General features: G+C 41.4%; 19 protein-coding genes. 6 read left to right on the forward strand and 13 right to left on the reverse strand.

Going from position 1 to position 19,707, the window contains the following annotated elements:
- Positions 1-105: 105 nt before the first annotated feature.
- A complete protein-coding gene (sohB, locus tag TY87_RS18020) occupies positions 106-1,149 on the reverse strand; it encodes a protease SohB (RefSeq protein WP_100188137.1) in 1,044 nt (347 codons plus the stop codon).
- Between the two features lie 176 nt (positions 1,150-1,325).
- Between sohB and nhaB the strand changes: the two genes are divergently transcribed.
- Positions 1,326-2,828 (forward strand): sodium/proton antiporter NhaB, encoded by a 1,503-nt coding sequence (gene nhaB, locus TY87_RS18025; protein WP_100188138.1) that lies wholly within the window; start codon positions 1,326-1,328, stop codon positions 2,826-2,828.
- Between the two features lie 94 nt (positions 2,829-2,922).
- Here nhaB and dnaQ read toward each other — a convergent pair whose 3' ends face one another.
- Genes dnaQ through TY87_RS18040 form a run of 3 tightly spaced genes read right to left on the reverse strand, consistent with a single transcriptional unit; the run spans position 2,923 to position 4,813 of the window.
- A complete protein-coding gene (dnaQ, locus tag TY87_RS18030; RefSeq protein ID WP_072838013.1) occupies positions 2,923-3,636 on the reverse strand; it encodes a DNA polymerase III subunit epsilon in 714 nt (237 codons plus the stop codon).
- Positions 3,633-4,076 carry a ribonuclease HI gene (gene rnhA / locus TY87_RS18035; RefSeq protein ID WP_232617181.1) on the reverse strand — a complete coding sequence of 148 codons (444 nt, stop codon included), beginning with the start codon at positions 4,074-4,076 and terminating at the stop codon, positions 3,633-3,635. The genes dnaQ and rnhA overlap by 4 nt, the downstream gene beginning before the upstream one ends.
- Positions 4,073-4,813, reverse strand: a complete 741-nt coding sequence (locus tag TY87_RS18040; RefSeq protein WP_072838011.1) for a class I SAM-dependent methyltransferase — start codon at positions 4,811-4,813, stop codon at positions 4,073-4,075. Before TY87_RS18040 ends, rnhA begins: the two co-directional genes overlap by 4 nt.
- 99 nt (positions 4,814-4,912) lie before the next feature.
- Between TY87_RS18040 and gloB the strand changes: the two genes are divergently transcribed.
- Both gloB and TY87_RS18050 read left to right on the forward strand, forming a co-directional pair.
- The gene (gloB, locus tag TY87_RS18045; protein ID WP_100188139.1) at positions 4,913-5,686 is read left to right on the forward strand and encodes a hydroxyacylglutathione hydrolase; all 774 of its coding nucleotides are present in this window, start codon (positions 4,913-4,915) and stop codon (positions 5,684-5,686) included.
- Positions 5,687-5,740: 54 nt separating this feature from the next.
- A complete protein-coding gene (locus TY87_RS18050) occupies positions 5,741-7,387 on the forward strand; it encodes a lytic transglycosylase (RefSeq protein ID WP_100188140.1) in 1,647 nt (548 codons plus the stop codon).
- An 84-nt stretch (positions 7,388-7,471) separates the two neighbouring features.
- On the opposite strand, the gene ppnP is transcribed toward TY87_RS18050, so the two are convergent.
- The 4 genes from ppnP to TY87_RS18070 form a co-directional block, all read right to left on the reverse strand.
- Positions 7,472-7,762, reverse strand: a complete 291-nt coding sequence (gene ppnP, locus TY87_RS18055) for a pyrimidine/purine nucleoside phosphorylase (protein ID WP_100188141.1) — start codon at positions 7,760-7,762, stop codon at positions 7,472-7,474.
- Positions 7,763-7,811: 49 nt separating this feature from the next.
- Positions 7,812-8,723 carry a transcriptional regulator GcvA gene (gcvA, locus tag TY87_RS18060; protein WP_332835625.1) on the reverse strand — a complete coding sequence of 304 codons (912 nt, stop codon included), beginning with the start codon at positions 8,721-8,723 and terminating at the stop codon, positions 7,812-7,814.
- Positions 8,724-8,905: 182 nt separating this feature from the next.
- A complete protein-coding gene (locus TY87_RS18065; RefSeq protein WP_100188142.1) occupies positions 8,906-10,252 on the reverse strand; it encodes a DEAD/DEAH box helicase in 1,347 nt (448 codons plus the stop codon).
- A gap of 86 nt (positions 10,253-10,338) precedes the next feature.
- Positions 10,339-10,884: a DUF1285 domain-containing protein gene (locus TY87_RS18070; RefSeq protein ID WP_100188143.1), complete on the reverse strand. Its 546-nt coding sequence runs from the start codon at positions 10,882-10,884 to the stop codon at positions 10,339-10,341.
- A gap of 163 nt (positions 10,885-11,047) precedes the next feature.
- On the opposite strand from TY87_RS18070, the gene TY87_RS18075 reads away from it, so the two are divergent.
- Positions 11,048-12,007, forward strand: a complete 960-nt coding sequence (locus tag TY87_RS18075; protein ID WP_100188144.1) for a methylenetetrahydrofolate reductase — start codon at positions 11,048-11,050, stop codon at positions 12,005-12,007.
- Between the two features lie 18 nt (positions 12,008-12,025).
- On the opposite strand, the gene TY87_RS18080 is transcribed toward TY87_RS18075, so the two are convergent.
- Positions 12,026-13,036 (reverse strand): glycosyltransferase family 9 protein, encoded by a 1,011-nt coding sequence (locus tag TY87_RS18080; RefSeq protein WP_100188145.1) that lies wholly within the window; start codon positions 13,034-13,036, stop codon positions 12,026-12,028.
- 107 nt (positions 13,037-13,143) lie between these two features.
- On the opposite strand from TY87_RS18080, the gene TY87_RS18085 reads away from it, so the two are divergent.
- The gene (locus TY87_RS18085) at positions 13,144-13,854 is read left to right on the forward strand and encodes a 3-deoxy-D-manno-octulosonic acid kinase (RefSeq protein WP_100188146.1); all 711 of its coding nucleotides are present in this window, start codon (positions 13,144-13,146) and stop codon (positions 13,852-13,854) included.
- Positions 13,847-14,773, forward strand: a complete 927-nt coding sequence (locus tag TY87_RS18090) for a lysophospholipid acyltransferase family protein (protein ID WP_100188147.1) — start codon at positions 13,847-13,849, stop codon at positions 14,771-14,773. Before TY87_RS18085 ends, TY87_RS18090 begins: the two co-directional genes overlap by 8 nt.
- An 87-nt stretch (positions 14,774-14,860) precedes the next feature.
- Here the strand turns inward: TY87_RS18090 and TY87_RS18095 are convergent, their stop codons facing one another.
- The 4 genes from TY87_RS18095 to TY87_RS18110 all read right to left on the reverse strand — a co-directional run bounded on the left by TY87_RS18095 (position 14,861) and on the right by TY87_RS18110 (position 19,703).
- A complete protein-coding gene (locus TY87_RS18095) occupies positions 14,861-15,844 on the reverse strand; it encodes an LLM class flavin-dependent oxidoreductase (RefSeq protein WP_198432131.1) in 984 nt (327 codons plus the stop codon).
- A 211-nt stretch (positions 15,845-16,055) separates the two neighbouring features.
- Positions 16,056-18,425, reverse strand: a complete 2,370-nt coding sequence (locus tag TY87_RS18100; RefSeq protein WP_100188149.1) for a fatty acid cis/trans isomerase — start codon at positions 18,423-18,425, stop codon at positions 16,056-16,058.
- A 210-nt stretch (positions 18,426-18,635) separates the two neighbouring features.
- A complete protein-coding gene (locus tag TY87_RS18105; RefSeq protein WP_072837999.1) occupies positions 18,636-19,235 on the reverse strand; it encodes a hypothetical protein in 600 nt (199 codons plus the stop codon).
- Positions 19,236-19,322: 87 nt separating this feature from the next.
- Positions 19,323-19,703, reverse strand: coding sequence for a YacL family protein (locus TY87_RS18110; RefSeq protein ID WP_100188150.1), 381 nt, complete (start codon positions 19,701-19,703; stop codon positions 19,323-19,325).
- Positions 19,704-19,707 lie beyond the last annotated feature (4 nt).

Consider the following 19,707-nt stretch of genomic DNA (forward strand, 5'->3'; position numbering starts at 1 on the left):
AAACACAAAAAAAGAGTGGCATGCACCGCATACCACTCTTTTTTCTTTTTCAATTTTTTAAAAAGCTTTCTTTTTTATGACAAAGTAGCTTTTCAAGATTACTAATTAATAACCACGAGACTGCGTTATTTTTCCAACCCAGGATACAGCCTTTTGTTCCAAAGCCGAAAAGAATGACAGACCAAGACGTTCAGCCATACCTTTTGGTTGCTTATAAGTCACTTGTATTACGTCTGCATTTTCATAATGAGAAACCAAATAAGCATCACTGGTCATCACCACATCAATCAACTTATTCTCTATGGCTTCTGACCCATACCAAGTGTCACCAGTAGCAATATCTTCGATATCCAATTGCGGGCGCTGGCTAGACACAAAGCGTTTAAACAAACCGTGTGTGTCTTCTAAATCTTGTTTAAATTTTTCACGTCCTTCATCGGTATTTACACCCAACATAGTTAAGGTGCGCTTATATTTCCCTGCGGTATGCAGCTCAACATCAATCAAACTCTTATCAAGCAATCTATGTACGTTAGGAACTTGCGCAACCACACCAATCGAACCAAGAATCGCAAACGGTGCTGCAATAATTTTATCAGCGACACACGCCATCATGTAACCACCACTGGCAGCAACTTTATCTACACAAATTGTTAATGGGATATTTGCTTCACGAATACGCTGCAACTGAGAAGCAGCCAAACCATAACCATGCACTACACCGCCACCACTTTCCAGACGAACAACCACTTCATCCTGCGGTTTAGCAACGCTTAAAATTGCCGTAATTTCTTCTCGCATCGTTTCAACTGCAGAAGCTTTTATATCACCATCAAAATCCAAGACATAAAGACGCTTTTTAGCAACTTCCTCGGTTTCCTTAGGCGTTTTTTTCAACGCTTTTTTTTCTAGCTTTTCTTTTTTCTTTTTTTCTTTTGCCAAACTCTTTAGAACTTTTTTATCCAACAATTGATGATCTAGCTGAGCTTTCATAGCATCATAGCTTTCATTTAACTTAGTAACAGACAAACTACCTGGCTGCGATTTGCGCTTTCCACTAGATAAAGCCGCTAAAAGAAAACCTATAACCAAGGCAACACTTACTAATTTTAATAAAAAACCCACGTAATCAGTTAAAAATTCCAACATCTCTTCCTCTAAATAATCATAACTTCTTGAGATAGTGGGGCTATTTTTATAAATAGCAATATCTATAACTCATTAATCACTATAGATACTGTTTTCTTTATCCCTTATTATCGTCTAACTTAAAAACATCGTAATACCTTGCCAACAAGTTAATGCTTTCCCGAAAGGAGCAATAAATGAAAACCTCTTTATCACATGCGCTTGGCAACAATTTCCTTGGGGCATCCCCCCTCTGGTACAAACAAGCCGTGATCGCATTTCTTATCATCAACCCTATTGCCGTGATTACGTTAGGACCTTTTATTACTGGTTGGTTGTTTATCATTGAATTCATATTCACCCTCGCTATGGCTCTGAAATGTTACCCCCTTCAACCCGGTGGGTTAATTGCTATTCAGGCCGTCCTACTAGGACTGACCAGCTCAGATGGTGTTTATCATGAAGTAAATAAAAATTTCGATGTGATTTTACTGCTTATGTTTATGGTCGCTGGCATATACTTTATGAAAGATATGCTACTGTTTATTTTTAACAAGCTATTAGTCAGAGTAAAATCTAAAATAGTCATTTCATTAATTTTTAGTTTTTCTGCTGCTCTACTTTCCGCCTTTTTGGATGCTTTAACTGTCACTGCCGTTCTGATAAGTGTTGGAGTTGGGTTTTATTCGGTTTACCACAAAGCAGCTTCTGGCCAAAGTTCTAATAAAAACCACGACCATGCAAAAGACGACTCTATCCTGCCGATAAATACCGAAGATCTAAATGAGTTTCGCTCGTTTTTACGAGATTTGTTAATGCATGGCGCTGTAGGTACTGCTCTTGGTGGTGTATCGACACTGGTTGGCGAACCACAAAACTTATTAATCGCCAAAGTAGCAGGCTGGGATTTTATTGAGTTCTTCCTCTATGTCGCTCCTGTATCAATGCCCGTTTTAGCCTGTGGTTTATTAACCGTCGTAATACTAGAAAAAACAGCGTGGTTTGACTATGGCGCACAACTACCTGATACAGTACGAGACATTCTGAATAATTTCGAAAAAGAAGAGAGCCAAAAACAAACCAACAAACATAAAGCTAAATTAATCATTCAAGGCATTGTTGCTGTTGTGCTCATCTTATCTTTGGCATTCCATATTGCTGAAGTTGGTTTAGTTGGGCTTATGGTTATTGTTCTACTAACTGCGTTCAACGGCATTACTGATGAGCACCAAATAGGCCACGCATTTGAAGAAGCTCTGCCTTTTACAGCATTACTAGTTGTGTTTTTCACCATTGTGTCTGTGATACATGAGCAACACCTATTCCAGCCAATTATTGATATTGTGCTGCATATGCCAACAGACTCTCAGCCCATTATGTTCTTTATTGCTAACGGTATTTTATCCGCAATCAGCGATAACGTATTTGTTGCAACCGTTTATATTAGTGAAGTAAAAGCAGCGCTTGATGCAGGCACTATTACCCGTGAACATTTTAATACGCTTGCAGTTGCTATCAACACGGGCACAAACCTGCCAAGTGTAGCAACACCAAATGGACAAGCTGCATTTTTATTCTTGCTAACTTCTGCGATCGCCCCTCTGTTGCGCCTGTCTTACGGCAAGATGGTTTGGATGGCCTTACCTTATACAGTTGTACTTAGCGTTGTCGGCGGGCTTTGTGTCACCTACTTCTTATAAGACACGACTACTCAATACACATAAAAATGCCCTCTTCTAGGAGGGCATTTTTTTGCTTATTACTTTATAAATTCGTCGTATTAATATTGCTAAACTAATGCTTAATCCGCCACAACGACTGACCTGATTTTTTATCAATCAAATCCAAGCGCTCCTCATGGACTTTTAGTTCATCTTCACTCGCCCTAATAACCTTCAATGCTGGACGATCTTTAGAGAATCGGCGGATTTCTTCAACCCCACCTTCCTCTTTGGACTCTGAATCAGAGTTATTAGCCAAGCCAAGGCTGGTCTGCCCACCCGTCATCAACAAATAAACGTCAGCAAGAATTTCTGAGTCTAAAAGAGCGCCGTGCAATTCACGGTGTGAGTTATCAATACCATAACGTCTACACAAAATATCTAGGTTATTCTTCTGCCCTGGATGCTTTTTACGGGCATAAACCAAACTATCAAAAACACCACAAACCTCTGCCGTTTTCGGATAACCGCCAATACGGGCAAACTCATGATCCATAAAGCCAATATCAAAAGGCGCGTTGTGAATAATTAGTTCGGCGCCTTTTATAAAATCGAAAAACTCTTGGGCAATTTCATGGAAACGTGGTTTATCTGCCAGAAACTCATTACTGATTCCGTGAACCCGAAAGGCTTCTTCTTCCACTTCTCTATCAGGATTGATGTAAACATGAAAATGTCGCTTAGTTAGCTTACGACCAATCATCTCCACGCAACCAATCTCAATAATACGATGGCCTTGCTTTGGATCAATACCCGTTGTTTCCGTATCAAGCACTACCTGTCTCATGATGCAGCCCTTAATTCATCAATACCTTTATTCGCCAATTGGTCAGCAATTTCGTTACCTTCTATGCCAGCGTGGCCTTTCACCCACTTCCAAGTGACTTCATGATGCTGACACTGCTCATCTAAAGCTTGCCAGAGGTCTTTATTTTTTACAGGCTGCTTAGATGCCGTCATCCAACCTTTTCGCTTCCAACCTGCTAACCACTCAGTAATCCCCTTCTGTACATAAGAGGAATCGGTATAGAGTGTTACTGAGCATTTTTCTTTCAACGCTCGAAGGCCTTCTATAGCCCCCATAAGCTCCATTCGATTGTTGGTTGTATCATGCTCCCCACCGCATAAGTGCTTCTCATGCTCTCCAAAAGTAAGCCAAGCTCCCCAACCACCGATGCCAGGATTACCCTTACAAGCACCATCTGTGTACATTATTACCTTCTTCACTCTTTCATCTCTTTTGCTGTTGGCTTTGATAATGGCGGCACTCTAACTCGAGCCCCTGACCAACGAGGTTTTAATGGAATAAAACGCCTTACTTGTTTGGTTGCAGTCATCACATACACACCACTAAATGGCAGCTTGAGAGGCCTAAACATTTTATCAATCCAGGCAAAGCGCGAACGCCACTTACTACTCTGAAGCGGCGGTTCATAAAAAACAAAACGTTTTGATTCTAATGTTAAACCAGCTACTTTTAGCCAGTCTTCTAAACGCTGATGAGCAATAAAATGCCCACACCAAGGCGCTTTAACTTTCTTAGAAAATAGGCGACGACACCCCCACAAGCTCCAAGGGTTAAAGCCAATAATAACTAGCTTCCCACTTGGTAATAAAGTCCTTGCAGCCTCCCTTAGGTCGTCATGGGGTGTGGCAGATATATCTAACGTGTGATGAAAAACATGCACATCCACACCATCCGCCTCGAAAGGTAGCTCACTTGCCCTAGCGACAATAGTATTACCAGGAGCACCAAACTCTAAAACAGGCGCAATTAAAATACTTTCGCGTAAACGATGATTCTTCAGAGAAAAATCTCTAAGAGGCGACTGACTCACTAAATAATAACCTACTGCAGAATCAAGCTCAGAGGTTATCTCACTCAACTCTAATTGCAACAGGCTATCGCCTAGGTTACTTTTGTACCAATTTTGAAAAAATTGTCTTGATTGATCATCCAACATACAATGAATTCTCTATTTAAAACGGTATGACTGTGTCTTTTTATTATTTTTCTTGGCGCGTCATATAAAACACAATAACCCTTTAAAAGTAGACACTTTATGACTATCTTTCCGCTTCCCGCCTTTAATGACAATTATATCTGGATAATCCAAGATAAAGATAGTTCGGGTATTTGGGCTGTGGACCCAGGTAAAGCAGATGTTGTTTTGAACTACTGCCGCGAATACAAAAAGACCTTAACAGGCATTTTAATTACTCACCACCATAAAGATCACACGGGCGGAGTCGCTGAACTAAAACAGCACTCAAATTGCCCCGTACATGGACCTGAGCACCTTACAGAACTCGTCACTCATCCTGTCGATGATAATGACCAAGTTCAAATCTTTTCAAAAATATTTACAGTCATAGCAACACCAGGGCACACTCTTGATCATTTGTGTTATTTTTCAAAACAAGAAACGCCCATTTTGTTTAGCGGCGACACGCTATTTAAAGGTGGATGTGGTCGCATAATGGAAGGCACACCTGAACAAATGCTAACGGCTATGACAAAGATCTCAGACTTGCCAGATGATACGCTAATTTATGGCACCCACGAATACACTCTAGCCAACTACCGCTTTGCACTTTCTGTTGAACCCAATAACAAAGACCTAATAGAAAGCAATAATACGTGTCAAAAACTACGCGCAGAAGAAAAGCCAACCTTGCCAACAAAACTCAGCTTAGAGAAAAAAACTAACCCATTCTTAAGAAGCCATATAGAGGCCATTAAAGTTCAAGCAGCACAACAACTTAACGAAATTCCAGCAGAGAATTCTATTGCTGCATTCAGCCAAGTGAGACGCGCCAAAGATAGTTTTAGTTGACCTATTGCGCTACAACCTTAAAATGTCGAAACTTTACTCAATTTTGTGACCTACATGATATATAAATTTTTATGGGTTTGCCTCGCCAGCCTAGCACTAAGTGCATGCCAAACCGCTTCGAAAGTAGAAAGGAACAACACTTCCTCAGATCTAATAGAATCGACGGAAGATACTGATATTGTTGAAGCAGATACCGAACAACTAGGCTTCATTGACACAGTTCCTCCAGTTGACTCTGCAACGGAAGACACAGCTCCCACAGAAGAACCCCTTATAGCGACAAGCAAGCCAAAAGCACCAGAAGATATCTGGGAAAGAGTCCGCACAGGATTTCAATTAGACCTAGACATAGACAGACCACGACTGTCTTCTCAGTTACGCTGGTTTAGCTCTCACCCTTCGTACCTCGACAGAGTATCAAAACGCGGTGAACGCTACTTATATTACATTGTCGATGAGCTAGAAAAAGCAGGAATACCAACTGAAATCGCGTTATTACCCATCGTCGAAAGTGGCTTTGATCCTTTTGGTTACAGCCATGGCCGCGCCTCTGGCCCTTGGCAGTTCATCCCCTCTACTGGACAAATGTATGGACTAGACCAAACATGGTGGTATGACGGTCGCCGAGACATTATTGGCTCAACACAAGCAGCTATTGCTTACTTAACTCGACTGCATAAAATGTTCGATGGCGATTGGCTTCACGCGCTAGCATCTTATAACTCTGGAGAAGGGACAGTACTAAGAGCCATCAGAAAAAACAAAAAAGCTGGCAAACCGACGGATTTTTGGTCTTTAGACCTCCCTAAAGAAACTCGAGCTTACGTTCCGAAATTGATTGCCCTAGCAAAAATAATCAAAAATCCTGAAAAATATAATTACTCAACCTACTTCATTCCTAACAAACCATATTTCGATGTTGTCAATATCGGCGGACAACTCGATCTAGCCCAAGCAGCGGAAATGGCTAATGTGAGCATTGATGAAGTCTATTTACTAAACCCAGGCTTCAACCAGTGGGCAACTTCACCAGATGGGCCGCACAGATTACTTATGCCCGTCTCTAAAGCAAAACTATTTAGAACAAAACTAGCAGAGATTCCTAGCAAAGAACGAGTTACTTGGGTTCGTTACACAGTAAAAGCTGGCGACAACTTACTTCTTGTTGCAAAACAGCACAACACCACGGTCAATGTCCTACAGGACGTAAATAAAATATCCTCGACCATGATTCGTGTTGGACAAGAGTTAATGATCCCAGTTGCTGGCAATGATATAGAAAGCTACACACTAAGCTCTCATCAGCGCTTATTAGCCAAACAGTCTCATGCACCAAACCGTAACCGTATAAAAATAAACTACACAGTTAATTCTGGCGACAGTTTATGGTTAATCTCAAATAAATACGGTACGGACAGTAAGACATTAGCCCGATGGAACAATATGGGACTTGCAGACCCGCTGATTCCAGGCAAGAAGCTGGTTGTATGGTTAGAACCTAAGCAGTCAGAAAACAGCACCCGAAGCGTAATGAAAAAAGTGGTCTACACTATTCGCTCTGGTGAGTCTCTAGCCGTCGTTGCTAATAAATTCAATGTATCGGTGAATGATATTCGAGATTGGAATCCAAAGGTTGGTGGTAAGAAATACGTTCAACCTGGAGATAAAGTCACCCTACTCGTCAACGTAGTCGGCGGATAAATAATTAGATTAGATCCAACAAAAAAGGGCTGAAATTCAGCCCTTTTTTTATAATTCGCATACCACAATTTTAAGACTGCAATATCACTCGTAACGACAAAGGTAAGCAGTCATTTCAGCTACTTTCAATTGGAAAGTCTGGTTCGCTTCAACAATGAAAGTATCGCCTTTAACGAAGGTTTTCCAATCATCTTCTGTAGGCAACTTAACAGTTAAAGCACCAGACACAACCGTCATATACTCTCGCTGACTCGTGCCAAACTCGTACTCACCAACCGCCATAACACCAACGGTTGATGTCCCTTCCGTATTATTCAATGCAATGGATTTCACTTGATCATTAAAATAGCTATTTACCGTTAACGCTGTACTCATATACAAGTTCTCATTTATGTTTTTAACAATTTTTTAGCTCAAAATACATCTAGGTATTTTTATTGCCAACCATTTCTTCAATTATCCATTCTTTAAAGGCAGACATTGCAGAGGTTACAGAACGGCGCTTTTCATAAACCAAGTAAAAAGACCGATTGGTAATCAAATGCTGATTGAATAAAACTTTCAGCGTGCCAGCTTCTATCTCAGGCATAATAAGCTCCGGATCGGTTAATGAAATACCCAAACCTTGAGCGGCCGCACCCGCAGTAAGTGAGCCACTAGAAAACATCAAACCACGACGGAATAACTTAGGATCAAGATCATGTTGCTGCAACCAGTCATGCCACTCATCTTTTCGCTTAGTAACATGTAATAACGGGTAAAAACGCATATCTTCAGGCTTAACAATAGGCTGCTCTGGCTTAATCAAACGAGGATTACATACTGGAGCAAGTCGGGCAGGACGCAAATAATATGCTTCAACATCATCCCAATCTCCGCTACCAAAATATACGGCCATATCTATATCATTGGCGGAAAAATCAATTAAACCCGTTGAAGAGCTGATTTCAATCTGAATATCAGGATAGCGCTCTTGGAAACGCTCCATTCTTGGCATTAGCCAGCGAGTCAGGAAAGCTGGAGCAACGGCCAAACGAAGCGAACCTGATTTTTGCTTGCTCTTAAGCTCTGAAGTCGCATTTTCTAATTGCTCAAAAATACTTTTTATTGGCTTTAGATAAGACTCCCCAGCTTCCGTTAAGATCACTTTACGTTTAGTACGGCGAAACAATTCAAGGCCTAGAAAGCTTTCCAGACCTTTGATTTGATGACTAATCGCAGAAGGTGTTACAGACAATTCCTTGGCTGCTTTATTGAAGCTGCCATGACGAGCGGCAGACTCAAAACACTTTAATGAATTTAATGGGGGTAAACGATTAATAAGCTCATCTCCAATAGATAAGAAAGTAAATGAAGGTACATTCCTTCAAAGTCACGACTCACCTTACAATTTTTTGAAAGACTGAGACTTAATAAAAGACCAATTTGCACCTTACTTAATCAATATCGTGAATATAGCTCATCTGTCAATTAATAAAATCTAACTCTTTGGATAAATTAACAAAAAACTAGCTGCTACTACTCATCTTCATCGCCAACATTATCTGGCGTAACAAAACGCTTAGGCGGCAATTTAAACGCATCAAAGCCATCTTGTTGATTGTCATGGAAACGTGCTTTACCTGCCGGCTTTTTATTTGTCTTCTTAGGCGCCTTAGTTGGTGCTTTCGTGCTGCCTTTTTTAGTTTCTTGACGAGCAGGTTTAGGAGGAAGCAGACCTTTAAACTTCGGTTCAAGCCCTTCAATAGATTCTGTTGTAAATGTCTTTTGTAAAAATACCTCTATCGCTTTGAAGTTCACCCAGTCTTTCGGGCCAACCAAAGAATAAGCATCACCTTTAAAACCAGCGCGGCCAGTACGACCCGTTCGATGCACAAATTCTTCCGCTTGCTTTGGTAAATCAAAGTTAAAAACATGGGACACGCTAGCAATATCCAAGCCACGAGAAGCAACATCTGTACTTACCAATACATCAAACAGCCCTTTCGCGAAGCTTTCCATGGTTTTATTACGAGCGCTTTGAGACAAGTTACCGTTCAAAGCTTGAGTGCTTAATCCCCAACCCGCAATAATCTCAGATAAACGCACCGTGTCACTTTTCGTTGCCGTAAAAACAATGGCTTGTTTAATGGTTTGCCCCACTAATAAGTGTTTCAGCAGGGCTTCTTTATGATCCAGATGATCACAAAGCAAAACATGCTGAGAAATATCTGTGTGCTCATCAAAACCTTGACCAATAGCGACTCGCGAAGGTTCTCGCAATAGCTCGCCAGCAATTTCGCTGATTTCGGTATTATCAAGCGTCGCGGAAAAGAATAAAGTTTGGCGCTGACGATGGCTTGCTGCCGAGTTAATAGCTCGCATGGCATCAGCAAAGCCTAAATCCAACATACGATCAGCTTCATCCAAAATAAGCAGCTCAAGCCCTTCAAGAAAAACATGACGCTGCTTTAAGTGGTCAACTAAACGACCCGGTGTTGCCACGATAAAATGTGGATCTTTTTGCAAAGATTTATGTTGATCGTTAAAGTTCTCGCCGCCTTGAATAAGAATTGAGGTAAAACGGCTAGCCGCCAACAAAAGACGCAGTTGACCAAAAACCTGTTTTGCCAATTCGCGAGTTGGCACCAAAATCACCACTCGCGGATCACGCTTAGACAAGGCTTTTTTCTTGTAAACTCGATGCAACGCAGGCAAAAGATAGGCAAGTGTTTTTCCCGAACCTGTTTTTGACGACGCTAACAAATCTCTACCAGCCATTGCTTCTGGAATAGCACGAGCTTGAATCTCAGTTGCCTCATCAAACCCCAAGTGGCCAATGGACTTTAAAATGCGATTATCAAAACCAAATTCTTCGAATAACAAACAAACACCCCTTCAAAACTAAAATACTACGCAAACAAAGCGTCACGTCTAATTCGCGCATTATAACCTAGACAGGCTCAAATTCGTTATGCATCTTGCATTAAAAGATAGCTTTTACCGGCACTTATTATCCCCATACCAATGCCTTTCGGTGCCTCGACCTGCTCAAGGCTTTCGGCAATACCATAAAACACATTTCGTCCTACCAAAGCCTTCATACCATAACGCATTGAAACATAAGGCCGCTCTTCTTCCTTATACCAGTCCATCCAAAGATCGCAATCAACACCAAGCACCAGAACATCGTCAGTTAACGTTGCAAATTCTATCGCTCTACCACGTTCTGTCTCTATCCATTGCCAACGAGTAATAAGAAAAGGAGCATCTTCAACTTGAATTCTAACTTTCTCAACAGGCGTCATTAAAAAGTGCTCGCCATTTTCAAACCACAATATTCGGCTAAACATGGCCACCATTGCAGAGCGTTTAATCTTACCGCCTTCATGAAACCACTCACCGTTCGCTTTAATCACCATATCCATATCACCACAAAATGGCGGTTTCCAATTATGGACTGGTGGCAGGCTAGAAGACGCCACCTCAGAAAGGCCTTTTAATTCTATATTTGACATAATTTATCTCACTATAAGATTAGCGCCCCTCACTTCATCAATAATATTATTCACCTTCAACACAAAGCCTTGAATACATTTCACTGTTAGAATAACACCAACTAACAAACATCCCGAGACGCAGACCGACATTATCTGCCTCGTCTAATTAGAGTGTGACATTATGAAATCGGAATTAGCAACAAAGTTTCAAGATCCTAGTCGAGGTGTTTACTTCATTGGTACAACACCACCAAAATCCTCTCTTGAAGAAGTACAGCTAGAACAAGTAAGCCAAAAACTGCTTGAGCGCCTTGATAATATCGACGTCGATGGTTTAATCGTTTATGACATTCAAGACGAAACTAGCCGAATTGACAAGCCACGCCCTTTTCCTTTCATGGAAACTCACGACCCACGAGCTTGGTCAAAGCGCCTTCATCAGCAATCAGGCAAGCCGGTAATTACCTACAAATCTGTTTCATCCCGTAGCTCAGAGGAGTTTTCAGGCTGGCTAACTGAGGCGTGGGAACAGTACGGTATTCGTGATTTAGTATTGGTTGGCTCACCTTCTTCAAATGGTGATATCAAGCTACCATTGCCGCAAGCTTATGAAACCCTAAAAGCATCACCTCATGATTTTAATCTTGGCGGCGTGACCATTGCAGAACGTCATGCAAAAAAAGGCGACGAGCATTTACGCCTATTAAAAAAATCTGAATCAGGTTGTGAGTTCTTTATTTCACAAGCCGTTTACAACCACCAAGCGACCGCTGACTTAATCAGCCGCTACGCGAGAACTTGCAAAGAAAAGGGCGAAACACCTAAGCGCATTATTTTAACATTCACACCATGTGGCAGTGCAAAAACACTTGAGTTCATGGAGTGGTTGGGAATTTCCGTGCCGGATGCAACAAAGCACCGCATTTTAGATGCTAAAGCACCACTAGAAGAGTCCATTAAAATCTGCCGTAATGCGTTAGAACAAATTATTGAAACCGCGCTACCTCTTGGCGTTCCGCTTGGTTTAAACATCGAAAGTTTAACTAACCGAAAAGAAGAAATTGACGCCTCTATCCAGCTTTACAAGCTGTTAAAGGCGACGCTAGATCTTAAGCTTGCTGAGCAGTCTTTGTCTAAATAGTCATTCTAAATAGACTCGCTAAATAAGCGTATCCAGCATAGCTAAAACCGATTCAACACGGATGTGCTGCATGGCCTTAGGGTCATGCACACGTGTTGACCAAGGCAGCTCTGCGACAGGCTTTTGATACTCCTTCACAACTAGCTCCTCGTACACACTCTGCACTTTATCTAAATCACGATATGGCCCTGTTCTCTGCGGATTCGAATGAGCGTACAAACCAAGAACAGGCGTGCCAACTAGAGTTGCCATATGAGCAGGCCCAGTATCAGGACTAATTACCAGCGACGCCCCCTTTAAAACAGCCAACATTACATTCAGCTGGGTCTTCCCCACCAGATTAATAACCTGCTCAGCTCGGTTTGCAATAATTTGCTTTGCAAAAGCCACCTCTCTATCTGAAGGGCCGCCAGTGATAACAGGACATATACCCTTCACTAACAATCGTTCAATGATCGCCTGATAGCCCTCAACCGTCCAGTTACGATCCTCCTTGGAAGCCGATGGGTTAATAACCACATAATGATCCGGCAGACCAAGGTCTGGTTCTGGCAAGATTAACTCACAAGGCAATGTAGGCTCTGAAACCCCCAACACACTGGCAATAGATAAAAAAGAATCGAGAACGTGCTCACCTTTAGGCTCAGGCGCGTACTCATTAACAAACCAATGTTGTTTTTCACGAGAATGAGACAAAGCAAAACCAATGCGTCTTTTTGCTTTAATCAGACGAGAAACTACACTCGCCCTAAAAGACCACTGAAAATGCAGCAACACATCAAACTTTTGACTACTTAATAGAGAACGCAGCGCCAACAATCCAGAAAAACCGCTTTTTTTATCATATACAACCACTTGCACACCATCGAGCAAACGCACTAAATTTGCCTCTAACGGAGAAGTTATCCAAGTCACTTGGATAGATGGATAACGCTTCATAATAGACTGCACTACTGCCATTGCGTGACACACGTCACCCAATGCTGATAATCGAACCACGGCCAAATGTTGAATATTCTCTTGTTGCATGTCTTCCTCTAGGGCTGCTTAAACTCAGCAAGTATTATAGAATAGACACCCTTGAATGTGTCCAAATTTGTAGACATTACAAAGAACACCTTGATAAAGCGAGTAACATGCCACAAACCATCAACATATCACCTGATACGACACTATTAAAAAGCGACCAAACATTACCGCTATCAGCAGCTTGGTTTGACCCAGAATTCTGGCAGTCACAACAAGCATTGCACGGTACCGGAAATGGCCGTGGTGCTGTCTGGTTTATCAACAGTCAATTTGGACAGTTTGTCATTCGACGTTATCGTCGAGGTGGACTTATCGCAAAATTTAATAAAAGCCGATTTCTATTCACTGGATTAGAAAAAACACGCCCTTGGCTTGAACTTAGCTTACTAGAAAAAATGAATAATCTATCTCTTCCTGTCCCCCGACCTATTGGCGGCGCTCTCGCGGTTAAATACGGTTTCTATCAAGCTGAACTATTGACCGAGACAATCAAAGACGCACAGGATTTATTTGATATTATCAAAAGTCATCGATCACCTGAGATTGACTGGAATGAAATAGGCACTGTAATAAAACGTTTTCATAACAACGGCATTTATCACTCCGACCTAAATTGCCATAACATTATGATAGATAATCAGCACAAAGTTTGGGTCATTGATTTTGACAAATGCGAACAAAAAGAGCCTCACCAAGACTGGATGCGGTCTAACATTGACCGCCTTAAACGCTCGATAACTAAAGAGTCCAATAAATATTCAAACTTTCATGTATCTGAAGAGCAGTGGCAGGCTTTTTTGGAGGGTTACCATGGCTAAACAAAGTACATTAAATAAAAGTATCTTCAAATTTATGGGACCGAAACATTGGCTAAGCTGGTTCGCTATGGGAATCGCCTATGTGTTAAGTTTTTTACCTTGGTCGTTACAACAAGTTCTAGGCAAGTATCTTGGCCGTACACTACACGCTATTGCCAAAAGACGTCGACATATATGCGATGTAAACTTAAAAATTTGTTACCCAGAAATGAGTGATACTGAACGAAAGAACCTCACAAAGGCACACTTTGAAAGCATGGGAAAAGGCACAATTGAAACATTTTCTTCTTGGTTTCAAAGCCAGAAAAAGTTTCAGTCACGAATCACTTTTGAAGGACAAGATGTAGTTGATAAAGTATTAGCTAAAGGGCGAGGCTGCATTCTTATTAGTGGCCATTTCTCTTCCCTCGACTTTTGCGGAAGCCAAATGCCGCGCTTTATAGATGCTCATCCCATTTATAAATTACAAACCAACCCGGTGATGAACTGGGTAATGGAGCGTCAACGCAAAGCAATTTTTTCCAAAACCATCGAACGCACTAATATGCGAGAAGTTTTGAAATCGCTAAAGCAAAACAAAGCTGTCTGGTACGCTGTCGATCAAGATTATGGACGGAAAAACTCTGTCTTCGCTCCTTTTTACGGCCACCAATGCGCAACTATTGCTCACATTGGACGCATCGCAAATATGACCAATGCGCCAGTTGTGCTTTACGACTATGGCAGAACAAAAAACGGCTACCTCCTAAAATTAACAGAAGTCGAAAACTATCCAAGCCAAGATGATGTTGAAAATGCGACTAGAATTAATGAATTAATGGAAAAGGTTATAGAGCCTAAAAAAGAACAATATTATTGGACGCATCGTCGATTTAAAACGCAACCAATACATGGTGACCCTTCACCTTACGATAAATAAAAAAGAACCCCCAATATTGGCAGTCCAACTATTGGGGGTCACTTCAAACTATCAGTAGCTCTTTTTTAAGAAGATAACATTTTCTGATTACAGGCTATCTCTAACCTCAGCCATCAAACGCAATGACTTCAGCCTTGCTTCAGAATCATGGATAGGCATAGAAATAATCAACTCATCCACTTTTGTCAAATCAATAAAGCTAGATAATTGAAAGGCAACAGACTCTTTTGAACCCACGATAGCATATTGCAACATATGCTCAACCATATGCTTCTCGCTCGGTGACCAGATCCCATCCATACTATCAACAGGTCTCGCAAAAGGAAGATTTCGGCTACGACGTAAATTCACAAACTGTTGCTGAGCAGAGGTAAATAAATATTTCGCCTCTTCATCTGTATCAGCAACAACAGCCATTACACCAGCCATTGTGTGTGGTTTGGAGAGTTGTTCGGAGGCTTTGAAATTACGACGATAAACAGTAAGCGCTTGAATTAATTGATCTGGAGCAAAATGAGAGGCAAAGGAATATGGCAAACCAAATTCAGCTGCAACTTGAGAGCTATATAAACTAGACCCCAACATCCATAAAGGAATATAAGTATTGCGACCAGGAACAGCCATAACACCCTGATTACCACCACCAAGCAGACGCTGCAACTCTAAGATATCGTCTGGGTAACTATCCACAGAAGCATCCATATTACGTCGTAATGCCCTTGCCGTTTGCATATCGGTCCCTGGCGCTCTACCTAACCCCAAGTCAATACGACCAGGATAGAGTTCAGCTAAAGTACCAAACTGCTCAGCGATAACTAAAGGTGAATGATTCGGTAGCATTACACCACCAGAACCAATGCGAATTTTGGATGTAGCAGCACCAAGATGAGATAACACAACAGAAGTTGCAGAACTCGCAACGCCAGCCATCCCATGATGTTCCGCCAACCAAAAACGCGCGTAATTAAGCTCTTCTGCCGCAACAACCATTCGACGACTCATCGCCAATGAGTCCGCAACCGAACAGCCTTCAGCAATAGGAGCAAGATCAAGTATCGAAAGTGGAACCATAACATTCATCCAATAAAACTAATATACCCTCTATTTAAGACTGATCGTCGCCAGTTACAAGCACTCAATCATGCACTAAATGCAGAAGCGTCCATCATGTCATTTATAAAGGTAATTAGCTTATTGATACTTTTGTACTATTTAGCACGAGTATAATACTCGTGCTAAAACCACTATCCATTTCCAAAGCCACTTTCCATTTAAAAAGCAGCTATCTATTTTCTAAACGATTATAATCAAGAATCCCACTTTCTCTTGGGCGATCCAGCTTATTTAGGTTTCCAATCGCATCGCTAACAAACCAAAAATTAGGGTGAGTTCTTCGTATCCCAAAGCTATCTAAAAGAGCCGAATAATCTTCTTTTGTCTTAAGACTCCCGACTTGATCGGCCCAATCTATCAACTCACTTTCTTCGACCTGCATCAGCACATTAGGGTAATCACCCAAGACCCCCTTCACCAAAGTCACACCATCTTCGTCTGGCAAACGCGCAGCTTCTTCATCCAATAAACTGGAAATATTTGCGTGGGCTTTATTATGAATCAAACTAATGACTTCCAGCGGCACACCTTGCTGAGTCACTAATATGGTTGCAACATCCGGCAAATAAACCAACCCGCCTCCGCGCACCGCTTGAAGCTTATACAAGGCCTTACGCTGCTTAGCAGTTAACTTGCTTTGCTCCAAATCATAGCCATGATCTAGTACAGCAGCTAACTTCTCTCGAAGTTTTTCATATAACTCAGACTGATGATCGTCCGTCACATAATCAATCTGGGTTTGACGATTAACTTTTATATAGTCACTAAAAATATAATCTTTAATTGTTTGATTCGCATCTCGATACCAATACTTTCGGACTGTCTCTCGATCTTCTTTAGGGAGTAAAAGCAAAAAATTCATCTCCCCTTCCATTCTTAAAAAGTCCATGTATAAACGGGTTACCAGCTGATGGCCAACATTACCGTACACATCAAACCCTGCCACCAGTAAATAATGAATACGCTCCAGTAATGGATAATCAATCACCCAAGCAGTTTTGGGATGTTGACCCACCATCCCCTTCACTACCGACGCATTATCAAAATGGCGAAAAATAGTTAACGCAGCATTATCATTGTTGCCATCACCATCCCAAATTAAACTTAAATCCAAAGGAACCTTGCCACCAACTCCAACTTCTTTTTCAATTAACGCCGCTTTCGCCGACAAATATGACTTTTGCTGATCAGAAAAGGTAACCCAAGAGGTCGGTGATAAAGTATTACTAGACCCTATAGCAGGTAAATCCAAATTCTGAGCTTGATCCTCTAAGTAATCAGCAGAACCTTTGTTATAAATTAATTCTGGATCAATAAAGTACACCCAAAATTGCTCATTAATCACATTAACAGCAACCTGTCCACGACAAACCGGACCTTTAATAAATGACATAATCGTTTTTTGCGAATGGTCTAGTAAGAAACGGTAACGCCCGTGAGCTGGTATCTCACGGAATGCCTTAAAAGGATTCGTTGCGACCTCAGGAGCATATCCAGGATCTCTTGTTACTTCATAATCATCAGTATAAAAATAAGACTGCCAGCGAACATATCTCGCTTCATTCAACTGCATAGGAATATGATTTTTTTGAACTTTGACTTCTGGGTCAGCCCAGAGTCGATAATAAACACGATCTACACCTGGTGGGTCATAAGGGCGACGCGTGGCAATACGATCAATAGGCTCACCTGGCGGTGTTTTAGAGCGAACTAACTGGAAGCGAATCTCTTTACCGTCATCAAACTCTCTATCACCCAAGTAAAGACTATATAAATAAAGGTGTTCGTAGATATAACGAGAAACCAACTGCCCTTTTAGGTCATCTCCATTTAATCGCGATTCCCACAAAGCCACTTGCTGCTGTAGCTTAACAGGTAAAGGCTTAGCTTCTGGCATCTTGCCACCTTTCGCCAACCAACGCGTCAATACATCATACTCATCGGCACTAAGGGCAGGAAGACCATAAGGCATACCCCAATTAGGATAATCCTGCTCAAATTGCCGATACTCTTCAATGCTAACGCACTGTTGATCTCGAGCAAGTGAGAAATCATAGCTGTCCGGTAAAACAGGCTGAGTGAAATCACCTTGCGTTTTACGCAGCGCAATCGCTCGGTACAATAAACTGCCCTGCAGATTAGCCGAAGGTGACTGCTCTCGCTCATTTAAAACGGGATGAAAGCCTTTCGATCGCCATTCATCAGTGCTTTTAGCATCAATAAACAAACGTGTTGGGGAAGAAGCTAAAAGACGAGTACCATCATAAACAAGCTCTTTTGATCCTCCTCGCTCAATACCATCAGAAGCGGTAAACTTCAATTGACAAGGCGCATCATAACAAGCGTGACAAGAAACACAGCGACTGTCTAAAATAGGTCTTACTTGCTCATTATAAAACGCACTATCTTCATCACTAATGTCACTAACACGATTCGCTGGATCTTGCGCCCCAAAAACGTTATCAAATTGATGTGTTGCATAAGCCGCGCAGCCAGAAATCAGCAATAGCGAACAAAAAAGGGTCAGCCACCGAGACATAAAAAGGTTCCTCATTTTCCATTTCATCTTATTCGCAAAGCACTTTATGCTTATAATTCTGCAAGATCACTGCCAGACAGAAGCAGACTTAATAAAACAATTCTACCTTTACAAAATAAATAATTTCATAAAGGCATTAATATAAATAAAAAAACGCCCAATAAGGCGTTTTTTATTAAAGCGTAAAAAAAGCTAAGGCTCAATTCACTATTATTCGTCGTCTACAACCCCATCATCTGGATAATCATCAGACAACTCATAAGCATCATCACCCATGTCATCATTTGCTAGTAGCAAAGCATCTTCATAAGCGCCACCAAACTCAATACGGGTAATATCATACAAATCATATTCGAACGTATCATCAAACCAACGCGCATCTGAACCAATTTCTTCTAACTCATAAGTAACGGCGTCAGCACGAACAACACGACCGATTTCACAGCTATCCGGTTCAATCTCTTCACGATGAAGTGTGACCAAACCGAACTCTTCACTTATATCAATTAACAATACAGCTAAATCGTCAAGCACCACTTCAGGGTCAACAACTTCTTCACCACGAAGCGCTAGTACTTTTTTCTGGAAATCATTAAAGGGAGCCGGATGAGCGAAGTCACTAATGTCCTCTAAAAAGAGAATTTGATAACCATTAAGACGAACACTATCATCCACCAATTGGAGCAAAACCATTTCTTCGTTGGCATCCACAACAAAACCGTCAGTCCAGCCATCTGGTCCATCCAATTCTTCACGAAAAATGCGAACAACATTATTTCGAGTGCGGGCTTTTTCCAATTCGATGAGCATATCGGCTCCCTAAAAAAACGTAAAAAATAAACAAGCGCTAGTTTAAACCCAGCCAGCGCAAGGAACAACCATCATAACACGTTAGAATCACTGCAACACTTCGTGCCAATTTTCGATCATATTAATTAGATCTTCTAAGCCACATTCTGCTTGAATACCATCTGTCGAGGTCTGATAAAAACTTTCCTGAGTATCAAACATCGCTTTTATTTCTTCTTCTGCTGAGTCGAGATCTACTTGTCGAGATACAGACACGCCCTCTTCGCTCAAAACAACATCAAAAGGACCATGTTTGAACTCCGTGGTTTCTTTCTCAGTTTCTGCCAAACGAGCCGCCATTAGTACTCGCTGAATACTTTCCAAATCCCGCACGTATTCAGAGACCCATTCGCCAATTGCAGCAAACTCGTACCCTGTATAAATGCGATAAACATTTTCGTCCTGATCAAAGGCAATTTCATAATCCATGACC

Origin of the sequence: Marinomonas sp. BSi20584 (assembly GCF_002792415.1) — a bacterium.
GTDB classification, from domain to species: domain Bacteria; phylum Pseudomonadota; class Gammaproteobacteria; order Pseudomonadales; family Marinomonadaceae; genus Marinomonas; species Marinomonas polaris.